Below are 22,986 nucleotides of genomic sequence, written 5' to 3'. Positions count from 1 at the left end.
ATAAATATTAATGAAAAATGTTTATTTTTTATCTTTAAACGTAAATATATTCTATTTTTATTGACCTTTAATTTAATGCTTATATTTTATATAAGGTGTATACTAATATTTGAAAGCACTACATCAAGTAATTTCTCACTACTTCGACTATAAAGTAATGGAGGTTGGCATGTGTGGTCTTATTTATCTATGAAATCATTTTATTTTTAATCATCACTCTTAGTTATTATTTAACTTTAAGTCATTTTATGTCAGTAACTATTGGTAACTTCACTTCAATATTTGGTATGTTCGCTGCCATTCTATTTATGTACTATTACCTACTCTATAAAAGCCCAGAATACAAACAACGTAAACGATTTAAACGTATCGTTCATATTACAAATTGGATTATGATTATCTTAATAATCTTTATATTAGTTCACTTAGCCTTAAAATTATTCTTGAATTTTTAATCATGAAAAAGCAAAGCTCCCTATAAGTATTTCACTTTTTTAAGTGCCTACTTTATAAGGAGCATTTTATATGAGATTTACTTTAATTTATTCGGATATGTCTTCTAAATCGTGATTTGATATCGACACAACAAATTTCCAACAAAGACTCATGCTACATATTAAAATAGTTTCTATCAAAAAATGTTCGTAAAGTAATTTATCTACGCTGCGTTATCCAATACAATGAAACGCCGACATCCCTCGATTACTTAATGTTTAAAATCAATCGTCGCAAGATGTTTTCTATAATTATCAAGTGCCATTTTTGATTGAGTAATACAATCAAGTATCGCATGATAATTTAAAGCTACGAAGCGATAGTACAATATATCTACTGTAAATAACTGTGCAAATAAAGATGTCGTAGCTGCCATACGCATTTCATTTTCATCAGTTCTGCCATAGATTAATGCATAATCTGCAATTTGTGCCACTGGATTATTAGCTGTACTAGATATAGTTATGATGGGAATACTGTAATGTGTGGCAACTTGTGCTATAGACTGCAATTCGCTATGACTACCTTGGTTCGTGACAAAAATCATGCAATCTCTTTTATCATGTGTCGCAAACGTTGACACAAGTAAATGTGTTTCATGTAATAACCTCACGTTTAACCCTATACGAGATAACTTTTGAAAAAGATCGCCGATTGTTAAACTGGATGCACCAAAACCGAACAAAAATATTGTTCTCGCATTTTTTAGTACATCACATATAGCATCAATTTGTGCATCCATTATATTTGTAGCTACAAATCTCATTGTATTTGTCGTTCTTGCAATCATTTTATTTTTTAAAGTTTCTACAGATTCATTTTCAATCAATTCCAAATGCGGATTCGTCGCAATATCTTCAGGTAAATATCTAGATATCGCAATCTTTAACTCTTGAAAACCTTGATGTGTCATCTTCCGACTAAATCGCACGATAGATGCTGTACTTACTTTTGCAACATCTGCCAAATCGTTTACTGTCATATCAATGATTTTATGTGGATTCTTTAAAATGTAATTAGCGATTTTCTTTTCTGTCTTTGTAAAATCACCCAATTGTTTGTCAATCCTATACAAAATATTTGTCATCATTAATCACCCAACAAATCTGTCTGTCGCATTGCCTTTGTCGTTCCAAATAAATAAGTACAAACGAATCCACCTGCATACGCAGAAAGTAGTCCTGCAATATACCCTAAATACATATTATCTGAAATTAATGGCAATAATGACACACCACTTGGTCCAATTGCTTTTGCACCGATATGTCCAATGCCACCAATCACTGCGCCGCCTATGCCACCACCTATACAAGCAGTCAAGAAAGGTCGTCCTAATGGTAATGTCACACCGTAAATCAACGGTTCTCCAATACCTAGGAAACCAACTGGCAATGCACCTTTCAGTGTATTGCGTAACGTCGTATTGCGTTTACATCTTACCCAAAGTGCCAAAGCTGCACCTACTTGTCCAGCTCCAGCCATTGCCGCAATTGGTAATAAGTAAGTAGCACCTGATTGATTTATCATTTCTATATGAATTGGCGTAAAAATATGGTGAAGTCCTAGCATAACTAACGGTAGGAAGCTAGCACCGATTATAAAGCCACTAAATACACCACCAATGTTAATAATACCGTTAACAACTGAAACCAAACTGTCTGAAACAAATCCTGCTAATGGCATAAAGATAAAGATAGTTAATAGTCCTACTATCAATAATGCAATTGTCGGTGTAACGATAATATCAATAGCATTTGGTACAATTTTATGTAGTCTTTTTTCAACAATACTTAAAATCCAAACTGCAAAAATAACGCCAATAATTCCACCCTGTCCAAGTTGTAATGGTTCCCCAGTAAAAACATTCATTAAAATATTTTTACCAGCTATACCAGTTAATAAAGTTGTACCACCAATGACACCGCCCAATCCTGGTGTCGCACCGAATTCTTTAGCAGCATTAATGCCAGTAAAAATAGCTAAATAAGCTAACATACCATCTTTAATTACATTAAAAACGGTAATCAATTGCGTAATCCATGCACCTGAAATATACCCAGCGACCATTAAATTGCTAAGTACAGCAGCAATTCCACCGATTAATCCTGCTCCAATAAATGCTGGAATCAATGGTATAAATATATTGGCAATTGATTTTAATACTTTATTCAACTTACCATTTTTTTGTTTCGCTTTGTGTGCGTCTTTATTCGCTTTCGCTTTGTCTGCCGCATATGATTTATAGTCCATTTTTTGTGAATCTTTGTGATGATGTGGTATTTGATCTCCTAGTTTTACACCACTCAATTCCGCCATATGGTTAGCCACTTTATTTACTGTACCAGGACCAACTACAACTTGAATACGTTCATCATGTATAACTCCCATGACACCATCAATTTGTTTTAGTCCCTGTTCGTCTACTTTATTTTCATCTAATACTTTAATACGAACACGCGTCATACAATTCATAACGCTATCTATATTATCCATGCCACCTACTGCAGCGATAATTCGTTCTGCAAGCTGTTGCTCTTTGGTCATTTAAATCCCTCCTAAGGTTGTTTATCTCTGATTGCTCGTTTAACAATATTGTCATTGTTTAATAACCGTCTTGTTGCCTCTTCCTTAGAAATGCCACACATACCCATGACTGTCGCAACTTTTACATCATGCTCAGACACTTGATATAAACGCATTGCTTCATCGTATGTGATAGCACATATATCTTGAATAATACGCACTGAACGGTCGATAAGTTTTTGGTTTGTTGCTTTCACATCAATCATGAGGTTATCGTATACTTTCCCGACACCCACCATGGTAATTGTTGAAATCATATTTAAAATTAATTTTTGTGCTGTGCCAGACTTTAATCGTGTAGATCCAGTTAATACTTCAGGACCAACTTTTACTTCTACAGGATATTTAGCAATTCCACTTATAATTGCATGTTCATTACATGAAATTGAAACAGTTGTCGCACCGATTGTGTTCGCAAATGTTAAACCCCCAATAACATATGGTGTTTTGCCACTCGCAGCAATACCAATTACGACATCTTTTTCCGTTAAATTTATCTTTTCTAAATCATTTTCTGCAAGTTTTTTATGATCTTCTGCACCTTCTACTGCCATCGTCATCGCGCGCTGACCACCTGCAATGATACCTATAATTTCATGAGGTTCTGTATTAAATGTTGGCACACATTCTGCCGCATCTAAGACTCCCAATCGTCCGCTTGTTCCTGCACCGATATAAATTAAGCGCCCACCTTTTTTATACTGTGATATTGTTTTATTCACGACTTCTGTAAGTTGTGGAATCACTCGCTTGACCGCTAACGGTACTTGTTGATCCTCTTCATTCATCGTAATTAGTGCCTCTTCCACAGTCATTTCATCGAGATGCATCGTCGCTTCATTGCGTGCTTCGGTCGTACTATTTTCCATTACTTTTGACACTCCCTAATTTTTGAAAATTAAATGTATCATTTGGTGCGATACAATTTAACAACGGTAAGTCTTCTTTGATAATTTGTGCAACAACGTTAACATTGTCATGCGCGCTAAGAGGATGTCTCACAATTTGGAGTTCACCTTGATAGCGCCCATTTTTCAGATTATCCACGGTCACTGAACCAATCTGTCGTTGTATCGTATGATGTGGTTGAATAGTTTGCGCACATATTTCTCTCGATATTTCTGATCGAATAACTTTTTCGGGGTTATCAGAACGAACTTTATGTTGCAAGTCAAAAAGAAATGCTACTTGTTCATCGAAATCTTCATTAATAGTTAATGAAAAATGTCGACGATTACAAAATTCTATAAGTTGTACTGCTAGCCTCTTTTCAATCTTTGGATCTCCAACTAACACATCGGTTATACCAATTTCTTGTAAAATATTAGTTGCAACAACTGGATGGTCATGCCGTGTTAATTCAACCGTTGGCAAACCTTTATGCAAAGGTCCTCTTAAATCTGTACCTGCTATGAAGCCATATATTTGTGCCTTTTTATTAAATTGATAAATATATTCATTTTTCTTTTTAACCCAATCAGCAGATAATCCCGTATCTGGTCTCGGATAATAGTTATGACAAAATGAAAGTAATGTAAAATCATTCAAATGTTGATGTAAGCTTGTTAACAATTCCCGGGAAATAATACTTGCATTCAAACAGCACTTAAAACCTTGTGCCATAATCGCTTCGATTGTCTCAATAGATGTACTATGATCGATACGAATCATAAACTGCGCATCATATTGTCGAAGATGTGCATAAAAAGATGGTGTTAAAATAGATGGATTAGCATCTATGAGGTAAGTCACTTGTTCATGTTGTAATAAGTTGAGTAGTTGTGTGAAATAATGATATTTTGTCTCGTCATCTTCTTCTGGTATTTGTACTGATGTAAAAATCGTTTGATAACCTAAACTAATCATATGTTTGATATACGTTTCGTCTAAAGGTTGTCCTAAATACACTGAAAAGCCTGTCAAAATAGCCCTCCTTATTGTTATAAATATTAGGAAAATATAGTAGAGTTGTGTAATCGCTTACATTTTACTATAAGAGAAACCACATTACAATATTAATAAGCTCAAGTACATTCATTGTAATAATGTTACAAATTTCTGTCACAACTTCTTCTTCTTAATCTCATTCCATAACTATCCATTCAATTCTTTAAAATCATTGATATTGCCGTATTTACCATTCACTTTTGTGCACTTTATTCTTGAATATCTTATATTAACTTTTCATATTAATCTTAAAATAATTTAGCTATTTGAAATTGAATTTAATAATTGTATTGAAAACGCATACTTTACCGTGCTAAAATAGGAGACGCAAACTAATAAGATTCAATAAGATGTGATGGTAAGCTCAACAAAATAAGCTTAGTCAATTGCTTCTTTTACATTAATTACATACACCAACGTGTTACTAAGTAAGATTAGGCATGAGTTAAATTAAGCTGTGATGGTTACCAACACAGTCTATTTACTCGTGTCTTTTTTATTGAATCTTAAATATTACATACAACTTTGGAGGTTGGACAAGTGAGAAAGAAACTTTTCGGTCAATTGCAACGTATCGGTAAAGCGCTAATGTTACCTGTTGCGATTTTACCAGCAGCCGGTCTGTTATTAGCTATCGGTACAGCTATGCAAGGTGAATCATTACAACACTACTTGCCTTTTATACAAAATGGTGGCGTACAAACTGTCGCTAAATTAATGACAGGTGCTGGTGGTATCATTTTTGATAACTTGCCTATGATTTTCGCATTAGGTGTCGCAATCGGATTAGCTGGCGGTGATGGCGTAGCAGCTATCGCAGCATTCGTCGGTTACATTATCATGAACAAAACAATGGGTGACTTTTTACAAGTAACACCTAAAAACGTTGGTGATCCAGCGAGTGGTTACGCTAGCATTTTAGGTATCCCAACATTACAAACAGGTGTGTTCGGCGGTATTATTATCGGGGCCCTGGCAGCTTGGTGTTATAACAAGTTCTATAACATTAATTTACCATCTTATTTAGGTTTCTTCGCTGGTAAGCGTTTCGTACCTATTATGATGGCTACAACATCATTTATATTAGCATTCCCAATGGCATTAATTTGGCCAACGATTCAATCAGGCTTAAATGCATTCAGTACAGGATTATTAGATTCAAATACTGGTGTTGCAGTATTCTTATTTGGTTTTATTAAACGTTTATTAATTCCATTTGGTCTGCACCATATTTTCCACGCACCTTTCTGGTTCGAGTTTGGTTCATGGAAAAATGCAGCTGGTGAAATTATTCACGGTGACCAACGTATCTTTATCGAACAAATTCGTGAAGGTGCACATTTAACAGCTGGTAAATTCATGCAAGGTGAATTCCCTGTTATGATGTTCGGTTTACCTGCAGCAGCTTTAGCAATTTATCACACAGCTAAACCTGAAAATAAAAAAGTAGTAGCTGGTTTAATGGGTTCTGCTGCTTTAACATCATTCTTAACTGGTATTACAGAACCTTTAGAATTCTCATTCTTATTCGTAGCACCGTTATTATTCTTTATTCATGCAGTACTTGATGGTTTATCATTCTTAACATTGTACTTATTGGATGTTCACCTAGGTTATACATTCTCAGGTGGTTTCATCGATTACTTCTTACTCGGCGTGCTACCTAATAAGACACAATGGTGGTTAGTCATTCCTGTAGGTCTTGTATACGCAGTCATTTACTACTTCGTATTCCGATTCCTAATTGTAAAATTAAAATACAAAACACCAGGTCGTGAAGATAAACAATCGCAAGCGACAACAGCTTCAGCAACTGAACTTCCATATGCAGTATTAGAAGCTATGGGTGGAAAAGCAAACATTAAACATTTAGACGCTTGTATCACACGCTTACGTGTTGAAGTCAACGATAAATCTAAAGTTGATGTTCCTGGCTTGAAAGATTTGGGTGCTTCTGGTGTATTAGAAGTCGGTAATAACATGCAAGCAATTTTTGGTCCTAAATCTGACCAAATTAAGCACGAAATGCAACAAATTATGAATGGCCAAGTGGTAGAAAATCCAACTACTATGGAAGACGACAAAGATGAAACAGTTGTTGTTGCAGAAGATAAATCTGCAACAAGCGAGTTAAGTCATATCGTTCACGCACCATTAACTGGTGAAGTGACACCATTATCAGAAGTTCCTGATCAAGTGTTCAGTGAAAAAATGATGGGTGATGGTATCGCTATTAAACCTTCACAAGGTGAGGTTCGTGCACCATTCAATGGTAAAGTACAAATGATTTTCCCAACAAAACATGCAATCGGTCTTGTATCTGATAGTGGATTAGAGTTATTAATTCATATTGGTTTAGATACTGTTAAATTAAATGGCGAAGGATTTACATTACATGTTGAAGAAGGTCAAGAAGTTAAGCAGGGCGATTTATTAATCAGCTTTGATTTAGACTATATTCGCAATAATGCGAAGAGCGACATTACACCAATAATTGTTACTCAAGGCAACATTACAAATCTTGATTTCAAACAAGACGAACATGGCAACATTTCATTTGGAGATCAATTATTTGAAGCTAAATAATTAATATACCGACAGGAGCGTATACCTTTTTATGGATACGCTCCTATTTATTTTCATTTTAAGAACTTTAATTTTTGACGCCATTTCATCTAATACATTCAGACCTCCATACTTTCTTTTAGTATCCTTTCTTTGCATTGTTCAATATAAATTCCTAAAAGAATATTAATTGCTCGCTATTGTTAGCGTTTTCACAATAAAGTCAACTTCCTTGACCTTATGATGCATTCAAGGCTATCATTTTAAGTGTAAATATAAAGAAAAGGTGGTTTTTTTATGAAACAACGCATTGGAGCTTACTTAATTGACGCTATTCATCGAGCAGGCGTCGATAAAATTTTTGGTGTTCCTGGTGATTTTAATCTCGCTTTTCTAGACGATATTATCAGCAATCCCAATGTAGATTGGGTTGGAAATACAAACGAATTAAATGCAAGTTACGCAGCGGACGGTTATGCCCGTCTTAATGGACTCGCTGCTTTAGTAACTACATTTGGTGTTGGTGAACTTAGCGCCGTCAACGGTATCGCAGGTTCTTATGCCGAGCGTATACCTGTCATTGCTATTACTGGTGCACCAACTCGTGCTGTAGAACAAGCTGGCAAATATGTACATCATTCACTTGGTGAAGGAACATTTGATGACTATCGTAAAATGTTTGCTCATATTACTGTTGCTCAAGGTTACATTACACCTGAAAATGCAACAACTGAAATACCACGATTGATTAGTACTGCTATCGCCGAAAGACGTCCAGTTCATTTACATTTACCAATCGATGTTGCAATCTCTGAAATTGAAATACCTACATCATTCGAAGTGACACCAGCACAACACACTGATGCATCAACATATATCGAGTTGTTAACTTCTAAATTGCAGCAGGCGAAGCAACCTATCATCATTACCGGACATGAAATTAACAGTTTTCATCTACATCAAGAATTAGAAGATTTTGTAAATCAAACACATATACCTGTAGCACAACTTTCACTTGGAAAAGGTGCTTTTAATGAAGAAAATCCTTACTATATGGGGATTTACGATGGGAAAATTGCCGAAGATAAAATTCGAGATTATGTAGACAATAGCGATTTAATTTTAAATATTGGCGCAAAATTAACAGATTCTGCAACAGCTGGATTTTCATACCAATTTAATATCGATGATGTCGTTAAGTTAAATCATCACAATATCAAAATTGATGATGTTACAAATGATACCGTATCTCTACCATCATTGTTAAAACAGTTATCCAATATTTCATATACAAACAGTGCATCGTTCCCTGTATATCAACGTCCAACATCAGCAGACTATCCTGTTGGCACAGAACCATTAACACAACAAACTTATTTTAAAATGATGCAAAATTTCTTAAAACCTAATGATGTCATTATTGCTGATCAAGGCACTTCATTCTTTGGGGCTTACGATTTAGCTTTATACAAAAATAATACCTTTATCGGTCAACCGTTATGGGGTTCTATCGGCTATACATTACCAGCAACTTTAGGTTCTCAATTAGCAGATACAAATCGTCGTAACTTACTATTAATTGGTGATGGTTCTTTACAATTAACTGTTCAAGCCATTTCGACTATGATTAGACAACATATTAAACCGGTACTATTCGTGATTAATAATGATGGCTATACGGTTGAACGACTTATTCATGGAATGTATGAACCTTATAACGATATTCATATGTGGGATTATAAGGCCCTACCTGCTGTATTTGGAGGTAAAAATGTAGCTGTTCATGATGTTGAATCAGCAAAAGACTTACAAGATACATTTAATGCAATTAATGACAATCCCGATGTCATGCATTTTGTAGAAGTTAAAATGTCTGTCGAAGATGCACCAAAGAAACTGATCGATATTGCTAAAGCATTTTCACAACAAAATAAATAATGTCACTCATTTTTGGGTATAAGTATATCTATAGTTACAAATACTTAAATACACAAAAGGACTTTGATATAAAATGATTGATTTCAACAAAACTGCATTAGTATTAATTGACTTGCAACAAGGCATTCTTAAAATGGACTATGCGCCCTATACTGCTGAAAATGTAGTTCAAAATGCTAATAAATTAATAGAATTATTCCGAAAAAATAATGGCTTTATCGCATTTGTCCGCGTTAAACTTTACGATGGTAAAGATGCATTGAAACCAAATTCGATGATATCATTACCACCTAAAGAAGGCGATGACTACAGCAAATTTCATCACTTGTTGGACAAAAGAGATGGCGATTTTGTTATAGACAAGCGACAATTCAGTGCATTTGTAGGGACAGATTTAGACTTACAGTTAAGACGCCGAGGCATTGATACTATTGTTCTTGGTGGTGTCGCAACACATGTCGGTGTAGATACGACAGCAAGAGATGCCTATCAATTAAACTATAATCAGTTCTTTGTAACAGATATGATGAGCGCACAAAACGAAACGCTTCATCAATTCCCTATCGAAAATATATTCCCATTAATGGGACAAACGATAACTATAAACGAACTACTGAACACATTAAAATAAGCGTATATTTCCCCCTTCACTTTCAATGATAATGAAGGGGGTTTTTATTTTATACGATACACATCACACATTATTAAACGTCGGGTTGTCTAACCTTCAGAATGTAAATGCACTCTATTTTAGTTAAATTATCTTCTTCACATCACTTTTATTACTTCGGGAACTGCAATTATTCCGGAATTTTCAAAAAATTTAGTATTTATTGCAAAATTATGTATCATTTTGTGTTTAGTTTTTGATATTATCTTAATTAAGTAGATTTTTATAAGTTCTATAAAGGAGAACAAATACATATATGAAAAAGAAACTAACATTTAAAGAAAACATGTTTATAGGTTCTATGTTATTCGGTTTATTCTTTGGTGCTGGTAATCTTATATTCCCGATTCACTTGGGACAAGCTGCTGGTTCTAACGTTTTTATCGCTAACTTAGGATTCTTAATTACAGCAATCGGATTACCATTTTTAGGTATCATTGCCATTGGTATTTCAAAGACAGCTGGTTTATTTGAAATTGCATCGCGTGTTAATAAAACATACGCTTACATTTTCACGATTGCATTATATCTAGTAATTGGCCCATTTTTTGCCCTACCTAGATTAGCTACAACATCGTTTGAAATAGCATTCTCGCCATTTTTATCACCAAAGCAGATTACTTTATATTTATTTATTTTTAGCTTTATCTTCTTTGTGATTGCATGGTTTTTTGCAAGAAAACCTTCACGAATTTTAGAATATATCGGTAAATTTTTAAACCCTGTATTCCTAGTATTATTAGCAATCATTTTATTATTCGCCTTTATCCATCCATTAGGTGGCATTTCAGATGCACCTATTAGTAACCAATATCAATCTAACGCTTTATTTAATGGCTTTTTAGATGGATACAACACATTAGATGCATTAGCATCGTTAGCATTTGGTATTATTATTGTTGCTACGATTAAAAAGTTAGGCATCGAAAACCCAACCGATATCGCTAAAGAAACGATAAAATCTGGTACTATAAGTATCGTTATGATGGGTATCATTTATACTCTATTAGCAATTATGGGTACATTAAGCATCGGTCACTTTAAACTAAGTGAAAATGGTGGTATCGCATTAGCACAAATTACACAATACTACTTAGGTAACTACGGTATTGTCTTATTGTCTCTAATCGTTATGGTCGCGTGCTTAAAAACAGCCATCGGTTTGATTACGGCATTTTCAGAAACATTTGAGCATTTATTCCCGAAACTGAATTATTTAGCGATTGCGACAGTTGTAAGCTTTATTTCATTCTTGTTTGCAAACGTTGGATTAACTAAAATTATTATGTACTCAGTTCCTGTATTAATGTTCTTATATCCATTGGCAATTGCTTTGATCATATTAACTTTATTTAGTAGTAAGTTCCACCATTCAAAGATTGTTTATCAATGGACGATTCTCTTTACAGCAATCGCTGCATTACTTGATGGATTGAAAGCTAGCCCAGAATTCATTTCAAGCACTTCATTTGCTCAAGCTTTGATTAACTTCGGACAAAAATATTTGCCATTATCAGATATCGGCATGGGCTGGGTTGTTCTTAGTTTAATTGGATTCATTATCGGCTTCATTATTTATAAAATTAGACATCGTAATTTACCGCAAACATAATATAATGCCACAAGCATACTTGAACATGTGCTTGTGGCGTTTTTCATTCTTCCTTGTATATAAAATGTTGCTACACTTTATCCTTGCTTCATTCTCCACAACTATTATTTAAAATTCGTTTTGTGCTACTGAAAATACACCTTCTAAAGTTAGTTTATATAAAAGTTCAGCCATATATATCGGACTATAATTCATATCGTCATCTAACCAAGTACAAATAACACCAATATGCGCAGACGTTATATAATTGAACAAATAATCTTGTGGAAATTTACTATCTGCATCACTATTTACATTCACGAGTGTATGAAACAACGGCAAATAAATTTCCTTTTGTACTACTGACTCTAATTTCGGTCTGAATTGTGATAGGCCTCTATCACTTAACATCACACTGAAAAACTCGTAATTCATATAGATGTATTCAAATAACCGTGTAAATGCATTTTTAATATCTGATTCATTCTTCAATCCAGATTCTATCAAATGGCTATCTTTTACATAATCGATCAAATCTTCTATAACATTCGTAATGATTCTATTGAAAAAATCTTGCTTGTTTCGATAATGAAGGTAAAATGTTGCTCGTGTCAGATCTGCTGAATCTGTAATATTTTGTACAGATATTTTATTAATATCTTTTTCATTGAGCAGTTTTACTATCGCATTAATTAAATATTGATTTGTCCGTTTTACCCGTGGGTCGATTTTCTTATTTGTCATTTTCAGAACCTCTATCTATCATTTTCTACTTTATTTACATATTTAATCGATTTGTATTTTAGTGTACAAATTAATATATTTTGTGAATTGCAATTAATTGTGTTAAGCGTACAATGAATTATATACAAGTTGTCTATAAATAGTCAATTTGTTCATTTTAAAGCTTTAGGAGGCTTGTATTATGGCAAATAAAACTGGTTATATCGACATTCATCATCACATCATTCCTGAATTTTACTTAAACGCATTGAAAGAAGCCGGCATTAACAAAGCCGGCGGTCTAAAAATTAATAATTGGCAACCTGAACAAAGTATCAAAATGATGGATAGATTAGGTATTGATGTAGGGATTACTTCCATTTCTGATCCAGCTTTAGAACCACTTGAACTAAATAAAAGAAAAGCAATTGCAAGAGAAATCAATTTACTTCAAGCACAAATGATCAAAGATTACCCAGATCGTTTCGGCGCCTTTGCATCATTACCACTACCTGATGTTGAAAGTGCAATTGAGGAAGTTAAATATGCTTTAGATGATTTAAAATTAGATGGTGTAGGTTTATTATCTAACTACAACGAAGCATTTTTAGGAGATCCACAATTTGAACAACTAATGAAAGTACTTGATGAAAGAGCAGCAGTCGTGTTTATACATCCAAGCACGCCACCTGATTATGTGCCTAGGCCAAAATATATGCCTGTGGATTTCATGGCTGAATTTACTTTTAATACAACACGTGCCGCAGCAAATTTAGTATTAAGTGGTACGATGGATCGCTATCCAAATATTAAATTTATTTTGGCGCACGCAGGCGGAACTTTGCCATATTTAACTTGGAGAATTAATGAATGCTATAAAATAATTAAACAAATTGCAGATGAAAATCAATTTGTTGTTCTAGCAAAAGAGCCCGAAGATTATATCAGCGATTTCTATTATGACACTGCTTTATCTACACAAGCTGCCACTTTTAGAGCATTAGAAGAAACAACACCAGCAGATCATATTTTATTCGGTAGCGATGCACACTATGCACCTGAACAAATTGATCAATCAATGATTAATACAATCGAACAACAATTAGATTTAAATACTGATACGATTGAAAATATTAAATATCACAATGCCCTTAAATTATTCCCAAGATTCCAAAAATAGTTTAAGTCTAACTATGTTACTGCTCATATAAATATAAGTACAGTGCTGTTGATACTACTCATTCATCTAGCACTGTACTTTTTTATGCAACAATTTCATAAACCAATTCGATTATTACTATCATTCATCACCTTTATCGCACCACAAATCTTGCAAATCGCTACCTAGATTGCATTTAAATATTTTCCAGAACCACAAAATTAAAGAGCACTACCTCTACCTATTTTAAAATTACCGTAATATTATGCATATATTATTAAATTTACATTTGACACTTATATTGAACAACTGTAATATATTAATATTAATTTTTTAAAATGTATAAATATAAAGGAGGGGGAGACCCATGAATTCTATCATTGAATTAACTGATCAATATAGCTCTAATAATTATGCACCACTTAAACTTGTTATTACTAAAGGAAAAGGCGCTAAAGTTTGGGATACAAATGGTCAACAATATATAGATTGTATCTCTGGATTTTCAGTGGCAAACCAAGGACATTGTCATCCACAAATTGTTAAAGCTATGACTGAACAGGCTTCAAAGTTGTCTATTATTTCACGCGTTCTTTATAGTGACAATCTCGGTAAATGGGAAGAAAAAATTTGTAATCTTGCTAAGAAAGACAAAGTACTCCCCCTTAATTCTGGTACAGAAGCTGTAGAAGCAGCTATTAAAATCGCTAGAAAATGGGGTTCTGATGTTAAAAAAATTCCTGACGGTCAAGTTGAAATCATTGCTATGAACAATAATTTTCATGGTCGTACATTGGGGTCATTATCGCTATCCAACCATGACTCATACAAAGTAGGATTTCACCCCCTACTTCAAGGTACGACTACAGTAGATTTTGGAAACATTGAACAATTAGAACAAACCATCACATCGAATACTGCTGCAATTATTTTAGAGCCCATTCAAGGTGAAGGTGGCGTTAATATTCCACCTAAAGGTTATATTCAAGCTGTACGACAATTATGTGACAAACATCAAATATTACTGATTGCAGATGAGATACAAGTTGGTCTTGGTAGAACTGGCAAATGGTTTGCTATGGAATGGGAGCAAGTCATACCAGATATTTATATTTTAGGAAAAGCTCTTGGTGGTGGACTATACCCTGTATCTGCTGTACTCGCAAATAATGATGTTATGCGTGTATTAACACCTGGGACACATGGTTCGACGTTCGGTGGAAATCCATTGGCAATTGCAGTATCAACAGCTGCACTTGATGTACTTAAAAATGAAGCCCTGATTGAACGCTCAGAACGCTTAGGATCGTTATTATTAACCCAACTTCAGCAACTTGATAACCCAAATATTAAAGAAATTAGAGGTCGTGGTTTATTTATAGGTATCAAACTTAACACAGATGCTGCACCATTTGTTCAGCAACTAATAAATCGTGGTATCTTATGCAAGGAAACGCATCGTACTATCATTCGCTTATCACCACCACTAGTAATAAGCGAAGAAGAAATTAATGACATCATTTCAGTTTTTCAAGATGTTTTTAAAATTTAAAAATAAGCATATTCATATATGATTTAGGAGGGATTCATGATGATTAAAGTAGGTATTGTTGGCGGCAGCGGTTATGGAGCAATTGAATTAATTCGATTATTGCAGACACACCCCCAAGTAAATATTGCACATATCTATTCACATTCAAAAGTAGACGAACCGTTGAAATTAACGTTTCCACATTTACAACATATCATTCAACATTTCGAAGCACTTACAGTTGAAAACAATGATTGTGATGTGATTTTCTTTGCTACACCCGCACCTGTGAGTAAAACATGCATCCCTCCTTTAGTCGAAAAAGGTATTCATGTTATCGATTTATCCGGTGCGTTTAGAATTAAAAATCGTGAAGTATATGAAACATATTACAAAGAATCAGCTGCATCTCAAGATGACTTAGATCATGCTATCTATAGTATTTCAGAATGGCAATCATTTGATAACAATGGTACAAAACTGATTTCTAATCCAGGTTGCTTCCCTACAGCAACCTTACTAGCATTACATCCGCTGATTAGTGAAAAAATTATAGATTTGTCATCTATCATTATCGATGCTAAAACTGGCGTATCAGGTGCTGGTCGTTCATTATCTCAACGTGTTCATTTTTCAGAAATGAATGAAAATCTAAGCGCTTATGCAATCGGTAACCATAAGCACAAACCAGAAATCGAACAATATTTATCGACAGTAGCTGGTCAAGATGTCTCAGTTATATTCACACCGCATCTTGTACCTATGACACGTGGTATTCTATCAACAATTTATGTCAAATTAACCTCTAAATATACGACTGAATCATTACATAAATTAATGACTTCTTATTATGCTAATCAACCATTTGTCAGAATTAGAGATATCGGTAGTTTCCCAACAACTAAAGAGGTACTCGGTAGTAATTACTGTGATATCGGTATTTACGTAGACGAATCGACACAAACAGCAATATTAATATCAGTGATTGATAACCTTGTTAAAGGGGCAAGTGGACAGGCTATTCAAAACTTAAATCAATTGTATGGTCTTGATATCACTACTGGTCTAAGACAATCACCAGTTTATCCATAAGGGGTGTTACGATGAAACAACAAGAAACGACATTACAAGAACATAATTTTTCAATAATCAAGCATGGGGATATCAGTACACCTAGAGGATTCACTGCTGGCGGTATGCATATTGGTTTACGTGCTAATAAAAAAGATTTCGGTTGGATTTATTCCACCTCATTAGCTAGTGCAGCTGCGGTTTATACTTTAAATCAATTCAAAGCTGCGCCACTCGTTATTACCGAAGCAACACTTGAGAAGTCCAAAGGTAAATTACAAGCCCTTGTTGTTAACTCAGCTAACGCAAATTCTTGTACAGGTAAGCAAGGTATAGATGATGCAAGACAAACACAAAAATGGACTGCACAGCAACTTCACATACCGTCTGAGTATGTTGCTGTTGCTTCAACGGGTGTTATTGGCGAATATTTACCTATGGATAAAATTAAGTATGGGACAGAACATATTAAAGATACCGACTATGCTAAGTCTGAAGCTTTTAATGAGGCTATTTTAACTACGGATACATGTACAAAGCATATCGCTGTGTCACTTAAAATTGATAATCAAACAATTACGATTGGTGGAACCGCTAAAGGTTCTGGCATGATTCATCCAAACATGGCTACCATGCTCGCATTTATTACAACAGATGCCACGATTGAAACAGATACACTACACCAATTATTAAAATCTACGACAGATCATACATTTAATATGATTACAGTAGATGGTGATACTAGTACAAATGATATGGTGTTAGTCATGGCAAATCACCAAGTTAAACATCAAACGTTAAATTCTAATCATCCACAATGGCAAACTTTTGTTGATGCATTCCACTTTGTTTGCACATTTTTAGCTAAAGCTATTGCCAGAGATGGCGAAGGCGCAACAAAGTTAATCACAGTGAATGTTTCAGGCGCAAAATCTATATCAGAAGCTAGAAGAATTGGTAAAACAATCGTAAGCTCAAGCCTTGTCAAATCAGCTATTTTTGGTGAAGATGCTAATTTTGGACGAATCATTACAGCTATCGGTTATAGCAGATGTAAGATTGAACCAAATCAAACTTATGTTCAACTTAACCATATTCCTGTAGTTGATAAAGGTATGGCTGTATTATTTGATGAACAAGCTATGTCAAATACATTAACTAAAGAAAATATCATCATAGATGTCCAGCTCGGTTTAGGTGATGCATCAGCCACGGCTTACGGATGTGACTTATCCTATGATTATGTACGCATCAATGCGTCATATCGTACGTAAGGTGGTGAAATCATATGATGAACTTTATTGTCATTAAAATTGGTGGCAGTACGCTTAGTGACATGCATCCATCAATTATTAACAATATTAAGCATTTAAAATCGCAAAACATTCACCCAATTATCGTGCATGGTGGTGGTCCATTTATTAATGAAGCATTATCAAGTCATAATATTGAACCGCATTTTATTGATGGTTTAAGAGTAACCGATAAATTAACAATGGATATTACAAAGCGAACTTTAATTGCAGAAGTTAACACCGCATTAGTTGCAACATTTAACCAACACGGTTGTCCAGCAATTGGTTTAAATGGTCTCGACGCACAATTATTTGAGATTAAACCATATAACCAACAATATGGATATGTAGGTATTCCTACTACCTTAAATAAAGAAACCTTAAATTACTTAAGTGCTCAATATGTCCCTATCATTAACTCAATTGGCTATAGCTATCATAACAATGCTTTTTATAACATCAATGCAGATACACTTGCCTATTTCATCGCGTCATCATTAGAAGTGCCGATTTATGTCCTCAGTAATATTGCAGGCGTAATTATTCAAGATTCTGTACTATCAAAATTGCCAATTAGTAATATTAAGCAGTATATTCATTGTGGTGATATATACGGTGGCATGATTCCCAAAGTACTTGATGCTAAAAATGCTATTGAAAATGGATGTCCTAAAGTTATAATTGCATCTGGTAGAAAACCAAATATTATTGAAAAAATTTATCATGACAACTTTGTTGGTACAACGATATGTTAAATTTTCATCTTCAATCACTTAATCGATGTCATATTTTTCATTGATTAAGTGATTTTCTTTTTGGACAATATATCAATAACATTAGAGGTCTACATCATTGATTTCTATAAGCACGACTATGTTTATAATGCTTCTTTTAAAAATTAAATTCACTACCCTATTTGTCATTTTCTAAATAGTTGATAGAAATATTTTAAATTTTAAAAAACTTTTTATTGTGAGTTTTTTCACATAGTACTATAATGAAAATAGATAAAAAGAGAGGGGTCCTTAAGTTGACGAAACGACAAATTGGCTTGTTTATTTATGCCGGAATTATTGGTGGTTTGTTATCTGGAATTGTTAAGTTAGGCTGGGAGGTCATGTTTCCACCTCGTACACCAGAACGAAATGCAACGAATCCACCTCAAGAGTTATTGCAACAATTAGGATTTAGCAGCGACTTTACTCATCAAACATATACATTTTCAAATATGGAGTTACCTTGGGTGAGCTTTATTGTTCATTTTAGTTTTTCTATCGTTATAGCGATTATTTATTGTATTTTAGTTAAAAGATATGCTTACTTAGCAATGGGACAAGGTGCTGTCTTTGGTATTGCAATATGGATTCTTTTCCATATCATCATTATGCCAATTATGCATACTGTACCAGCTCCATGGGATCAACCATTCCAAGAACATGCTTCTGAATTATTTGGTCATGTTGTGTGGATGATGACCATTGAACTAGTACGACAACATTTTGTCTATCGCTATAAATTGGATTAGTATGTAAATAATAAGATGTTGGAACATAAATCCCTAAAAAACAGCAGTAAGATAGTTTCTAATTGAAAATTATCTTACTGCTGTTCTCTATTAATACACTAGTTCGTATTCAATGACTTCGCTATGCCTGTTTCATCTTTAATTCGATAGTTTTATTATTAATTTTTCAAGATATACCTAAAAACGTCTAACAGCAATTCATTTAGCGTAATAAGCTTCAATCTTATTACTAAGAGCTACTGCTAGACGTGCTTTTAACTACTCAACAATTGAAAAATAGATAATTTTTTATAACCCCAAGGCGCTTGTCCGATAAAGCATACTTGTACCATAAAACGATCAAACATAAATTGCTTAAATTTCACTTCACGCGCTTGATAAAAGTGTGACTGGGTCATATCATAAACATCCAATCCTTTGATTAATCCTTCGCCAATTAACTTAGTGAAACTTTCTTTTTGCGTCCAAATTTGGTAAAAATCATTTAAACTACATATTTGGTGTGCTTCATTTGTAGAAAAACACGTTACTAATGTACGCCAATCTAAGCGATCTGAAATTTTTTCGATATCAATTCCAACCGGTTGTGTATCTACGACGCACACAATATAAGGATAACTATACGACAAGCTCACATGAATAGATGGACCATCGCTATGATGTTGAACGATCTCTGCCTTCCCTCTTGAAGAAATGTGATAATGCCATTCATGCGGTAACAAACCTGTATCATGTTGAATTCCGTATTGCAGTAAAATATCTCCCAATCTGTGCATGAGTTTATCTTGATTGTATCTATAGTTGACTGTTCGCGGTTTTTTATATGACCAACGACTTTGTGATATTAATTCTTCAATACTTTTCAAGTTACTCTGTAATTGCATTACAAATACTGTCATAACTTTCCCTACTTACTTATTGAATATTGTTTGGATATATTGTGCCCAATGACAAAGCCAATCGCTAGTCATTGTTGGCCACTGTTCACCGATGTCTTTCATTATGCTTAACGTCTTTTCTGCATCAATCGTCGCAAGTTGTTGTCCAATATCAACACTTGTTAGGCCGATTGTTTCGTACATTTGATGTTTGTGTAACATTTGCTCAAAATGCCTGTCACTGACGATATTTATCTCTTTGCACTTAACATTTTCTAGCAGAGATTTCATCGTCATTTTATGTGGTGATAAAACATGATAAATAATCAGTGACATGTTTAATTTTGCTAATGCAACAATTTGCCTTGCCGTCGTATCCACAAATGATAAATCAACAGGTGTTTCAGCTAAACCGTCACTTAAACAATCTAGTTGTAACAGGTCATTCATTACAATCGAAAAACGATTTGTTTTTATATTTCTCATGTTCCATCGTCCCTTATAAGGACTTGTCAAATTACCAACACGTATAATTCGTCCATCGAGACCATCTTTTACAGCTTCTAATACTTTTATCTCACTGTAAAATTTACTTCGTGTATAAGGCGATGTCAGTAATTGTCCTTTGTAAACATCCGCTTCTGAAAACGTTATTTCTTCAGTAGCCACATCAAAATAAGTTCCCACACTTATCGTTGATATATAAATTAACTTCGCTTGATGTTGACGTGCCATATGGATGACGTCAATAGTACCTTGAACATTAACTTTTTCAAATTCTGTATCATCACCAAAGTGATTCGTACGGGCGCCTGCATGAATAATGGTATCTATTGTTTCCGTCAATGATACCTCGTTCATATGTTCAAGGTCACCTACAATAACCTCTATATTAGATAACATTTTTTCAACTGTTTCTTCTGAAAAATAATAGTTCAAATTCGTCAGCAATTTATCCCGTGCATCATCATTATCATCCGCACGTATAAAACAATAAATACGATTATTATATCCTTGAAGCGCTTCAATTAAGTATGCACCTAAAAATCCTGTAGCACCTGTCAACAGCACATTTCCAAGTGTACCTCGCTCCATACTATGCTCAAAAACACCCATACAATAATGAGATTCAACCATTTGTTGTAATTCCGAATAATCTTTTGGCAACGTTACTTCCACTTGTTGACATTGATGCATATATTTAACGATACGTTTTACCGTTTTATACTGATACAAAGTTTGCATTGATAAATGACGTCCTAATGCTTTCAAACGAGAAACAACGAGCATGGCTTCCAATGAATTTCCACCTAGTTCAAAAAAGTCATCATCTACACCAATATGATTCTGCTTTAACACTGTTTCAAAAACATTTATAAATGTTTGTTCAGTTTCATTAGCAGCTTCACTATCCGTCTTGCCATTTTGTTGTAAAATTGATGGTTCTGGCAATTGTGACTTATCTACTTTATCATTCGCTGTTAAAGGCATATGATTAATATGAGTGACAGTTTTTGGAACCATATACTTAGGTAAATGTTCCAATAAATGATGCTTCACATCTTGCTCAATATTTGGTTGGCCCACATAATATGCATTTAATATATCATGTGTATCAAAGTGCTTTACTGTTACAACACAATCAGATACACCATGAATAGCAAGCATCGTATTTTCAATTTCATCTAATTCAATACGATAGCCATTCACTTTCACTTGTTTATCTATTCTTCCTAAAAATTCAATCTGTCCGTCTGGTGTATATCTTGCTAAATCACCACTATGATAAAGTTTTCCTTTACCAAATGGATTATCTTGCCATTTATCAGCAGTTAACTCTGGGCGATTAATATACCCTAGCGCCAAACTATCTCCTGCGACACACAATTCACCAGGCATACCAACACCACATAATAATCCATCTGACATGATATAAACTTGAATATTTGATAATGGTTTACCAATTGGAATGGTTTCAGGAACTTTATCAGCACATTGATGTGACCAATACGATGTAATGACTGTTGATTCCGATGGTCCATATGCATTGTAATAAGTGCTACAATGATGCTCAATATAGTTCACAAATGATGGCGTACTCGTTGCACCACCAGTAATTAATTTTTCAATATAAAAGTCACCCATCATACTGCACATTTGCAAAGGAATCGATGCAACCGTAATGTGATGTTTAGTAATAAGTTGCTGTAATTGTTCTGGATCAACACGTTGTGCTTTATTAGATATTACAAGTGTGTGACCATTTAGCAGACAACAGTATATTTCCATAACTGATGCATCAAAAATTATATTTGCATGCTGCAGGAATACTTCTGCATCTTGTAATTGCAATTCGTGTGACCATGCATATACTAAATTCAATAAATTACGTTGACTTACAGCAACACCTTTAGGAACACCCGTCGTTCCAGATGTATAGATTACGTACATCTCGTTATCCAACATCATTTCGCCACAACTATGGTTATCTGTCACTTTACAATCTTGAACGTCAGGCGCTTCTTCACCTTGATTATCTCGAATTCCCTCAGAATTATGACTATATTGATTATCTCGCACTTCGTCGGATGTACGACCATATTGATTGGTCCCTTTTAAACGGTCTTGGTTGTCGTCTCCTTCAGTACATATTTCATAATCTTGATCACAACTCACTCTATCACTATAATCATTTTCACTCGGTTGATGTTGACATTTAACATTTTCTAAATCAATGACAGGTAATGTCGTATTAATATCCACACCATAAGTCATGACTGCTACAATTTGAGCATCCTCTAAAATTGTTTCACGCCGCTTTTTCGGACAATCAGTATCAATCGGTACATATGACGCACCCACCTTCACGGCTGCTAGCATGGCTGCAATCATTTCAAAGCTTCGTTCAGCTAACAATGCTATGCGTTGCCCTCGAACAATACCTTTTGAAGTGAGTATTCGTGCAATTTTATTAACATAATGCTGCAAAGTTTCATATGACATCGTCAAATCATT

General features: G+C 34.3%; 18 protein-coding genes. 11 read left to right on the top strand and 7 right to left on the bottom strand.

What is annotated here, in order from left to right:
- Window positions 1-173: 173 nt before the first annotated feature.
- Entirely contained in the window at window positions 174-455 is a 282-nt protein-coding gene (locus ML436_00755) for a hypothetical protein (GenBank protein UMT78317.1), read from the top strand.
- A 251-nt stretch (window positions 456-706) separates the two neighbouring features.
- Here the strand turns inward: ML436_00755 and ML436_00750 are convergent, their stop codons facing one another.
- Genes ML436_00750 through ML436_00735 form a run of 4 tightly spaced genes read right to left on the bottom strand, consistent with a single transcriptional unit; the run spans window position 707 to window position 5,001 of the window.
- The gene (locus tag ML436_00750; GenBank protein ID UMT78316.1) at window positions 707-1,582 is read right to left on the bottom strand and encodes a MurR/RpiR family transcriptional regulator; all 876 of its coding nucleotides are present in this window, start codon (window positions 1,580-1,582) and stop codon (window positions 707-709) included.
- Between the two features lie 2 nt (window positions 1,583-1,584).
- Window positions 1,585-3,039 carry a PTS transporter subunit EIIC gene (locus tag ML436_00745; GenBank protein UMT78315.1) on the bottom strand — a complete coding sequence of 485 codons (1,455 nt, stop codon included), beginning with the start codon at window positions 3,037-3,039 and terminating at the stop codon, window positions 1,585-1,587.
- 11 nt (window positions 3,040-3,050) lie between these two features.
- Entirely contained in the window at window positions 3,051-3,947 is an 897-nt protein-coding gene (murQ, locus tag ML436_00740; protein UMT78314.1) for an N-acetylmuramic acid 6-phosphate etherase, read from the bottom strand.
- The gene (locus tag ML436_00735; GenBank protein UMT78313.1) at window positions 3,937-5,001 is read right to left on the bottom strand and encodes a MupG family TIM beta-alpha barrel fold protein; all 1,065 of its coding nucleotides are present in this window, start codon (window positions 4,999-5,001) and stop codon (window positions 3,937-3,939) included. Before ML436_00735 ends, murQ begins: the two co-directional genes overlap by 11 nt.
- 564 nt (window positions 5,002-5,565) lie before the next feature.
- Between ML436_00735 and ptsG the strand changes: the two genes are divergently transcribed.
- The 4 genes from ptsG (at window position 5,566) to brnQ (ending at window position 11,810) form a co-directional block, all read left to right on the top strand.
- Window positions 5,566-7,611, top strand: a complete 2,046-nt coding sequence (gene ptsG / locus ML436_00730; GenBank protein UMT78312.1) for a glucose-specific PTS transporter subunit IIBC — start codon at window positions 5,566-5,568, stop codon at window positions 7,609-7,611.
- A gap of 276 nt (window positions 7,612-7,887) precedes the next feature.
- A complete protein-coding gene (locus tag ML436_00725; protein ID UMT78311.1) occupies window positions 7,888-9,528 on the top strand; it encodes an alpha-keto acid decarboxylase family protein in 1,641 nt (546 codons plus the stop codon).
- A gap of 73 nt (window positions 9,529-9,601) precedes the next feature.
- Window positions 9,602-10,159, top strand: coding sequence for an isochorismatase family protein (locus ML436_00720; GenBank protein ID UMT78310.1), 558 nt, complete (start codon window positions 9,602-9,604; stop codon window positions 10,157-10,159).
- A 295-nt stretch (window positions 10,160-10,454) separates the two neighbouring features.
- A complete protein-coding gene (brnQ, locus tag ML436_00715) occupies window positions 10,455-11,810 on the top strand; it encodes a branched-chain amino acid transport system II carrier protein (GenBank protein UMT78309.1) in 1,356 nt (451 codons plus the stop codon).
- Between the two features lie 108 nt (window positions 11,811-11,918).
- Here the strand turns inward: brnQ and ML436_00710 are convergent, their stop codons facing one another.
- Window positions 11,919-12,533 carry a TetR/AcrR family transcriptional regulator gene (locus ML436_00710; GenBank protein ID UMT78308.1) on the bottom strand — a complete coding sequence of 205 codons (615 nt, stop codon included), beginning with the start codon at window positions 12,531-12,533 and terminating at the stop codon, window positions 11,919-11,921.
- A gap of 181 nt (window positions 12,534-12,714) precedes the next feature.
- On the opposite strand from ML436_00710, the gene ML436_00705 reads away from it, so the two are divergent.
- From ML436_00705 to ML436_00680, 6 genes are all read left to right on the top strand, one after another.
- Window positions 12,715-13,692, top strand: coding sequence for an amidohydrolase (locus tag ML436_00705; protein UMT78307.1), 978 nt, complete (start codon window positions 12,715-12,717; stop codon window positions 13,690-13,692).
- A 346-nt stretch (window positions 13,693-14,038) separates the two neighbouring features.
- Window positions 14,039-15,223: an ornithine--oxo-acid transaminase gene (gene rocD / locus ML436_00700; GenBank protein UMT78306.1), complete on the top strand. Its 1,185-nt coding sequence runs from the start codon at window positions 14,039-14,041 to the stop codon at window positions 15,221-15,223.
- A 39-nt stretch (window positions 15,224-15,262) separates the two neighbouring features.
- Window positions 15,263-16,294 carry an N-acetyl-gamma-glutamyl-phosphate reductase gene (gene argC / locus ML436_00695; GenBank protein UMT79460.1) on the top strand — a complete coding sequence of 344 codons (1,032 nt, stop codon included), beginning with the start codon at window positions 15,263-15,265 and terminating at the stop codon, window positions 16,292-16,294.
- Between the two features lie 11 nt (window positions 16,295-16,305).
- A complete protein-coding gene (gene argJ / locus ML436_00690; protein ID UMT78305.1) occupies window positions 16,306-17,547 on the top strand; it encodes a bifunctional glutamate N-acetyltransferase/amino-acid acetyltransferase ArgJ in 1,242 nt (413 codons plus the stop codon).
- A 17-nt stretch (window positions 17,548-17,564) separates the two neighbouring features.
- Window positions 17,565-18,323 (top strand): acetylglutamate kinase, encoded by a 759-nt coding sequence (gene argB, locus ML436_00685; GenBank protein ID UMT79459.1) that lies wholly within the window; start codon window positions 17,565-17,567, stop codon window positions 18,321-18,323.
- 290 nt (window positions 18,324-18,613) lie between these two features.
- On the top strand, window positions 18,614-19,093 hold the full coding sequence (locus ML436_00680) for a YagU family protein (GenBank protein ID UMT79458.1): 480 nt from the start codon (window positions 18,614-18,616) through the stop codon (window positions 19,091-19,093).
- 254 nt (window positions 19,094-19,347) lie between these two features.
- On the opposite strand, the gene ML436_00675 is transcribed toward ML436_00680, so the two are convergent.
- Both ML436_00675 and ML436_00670 read right to left on the bottom strand, forming a co-directional pair.
- Entirely contained in the window at window positions 19,348-19,992 is a 645-nt protein-coding gene (locus ML436_00675) for a 4'-phosphopantetheinyl transferase superfamily protein (GenBank protein UMT78304.1), read from the bottom strand.
- A gap of 12 nt (window positions 19,993-20,004) precedes the next feature.
- On the bottom strand, window positions 20,005-22,974 hold the full coding sequence (locus tag ML436_00670) for a thioester reductase domain-containing protein (protein UMT79457.1): 2,970 nt from the start codon (window positions 22,972-22,974) through the stop codon (window positions 20,005-20,007).
- Window positions 22,975-22,986: the final 12 nt, after the last annotated feature.

Source organism: Staphylococcus roterodami, assembly GCA_022493055.1.
GTDB lineage: Bacteria > Bacillota > Bacilli > Staphylococcales > Staphylococcaceae > Staphylococcus > Staphylococcus singaporensis.
Note: the sequence above shows the minus strand (reverse complement) of the source record. Positions and strands in the feature narration are given on the sequence as shown.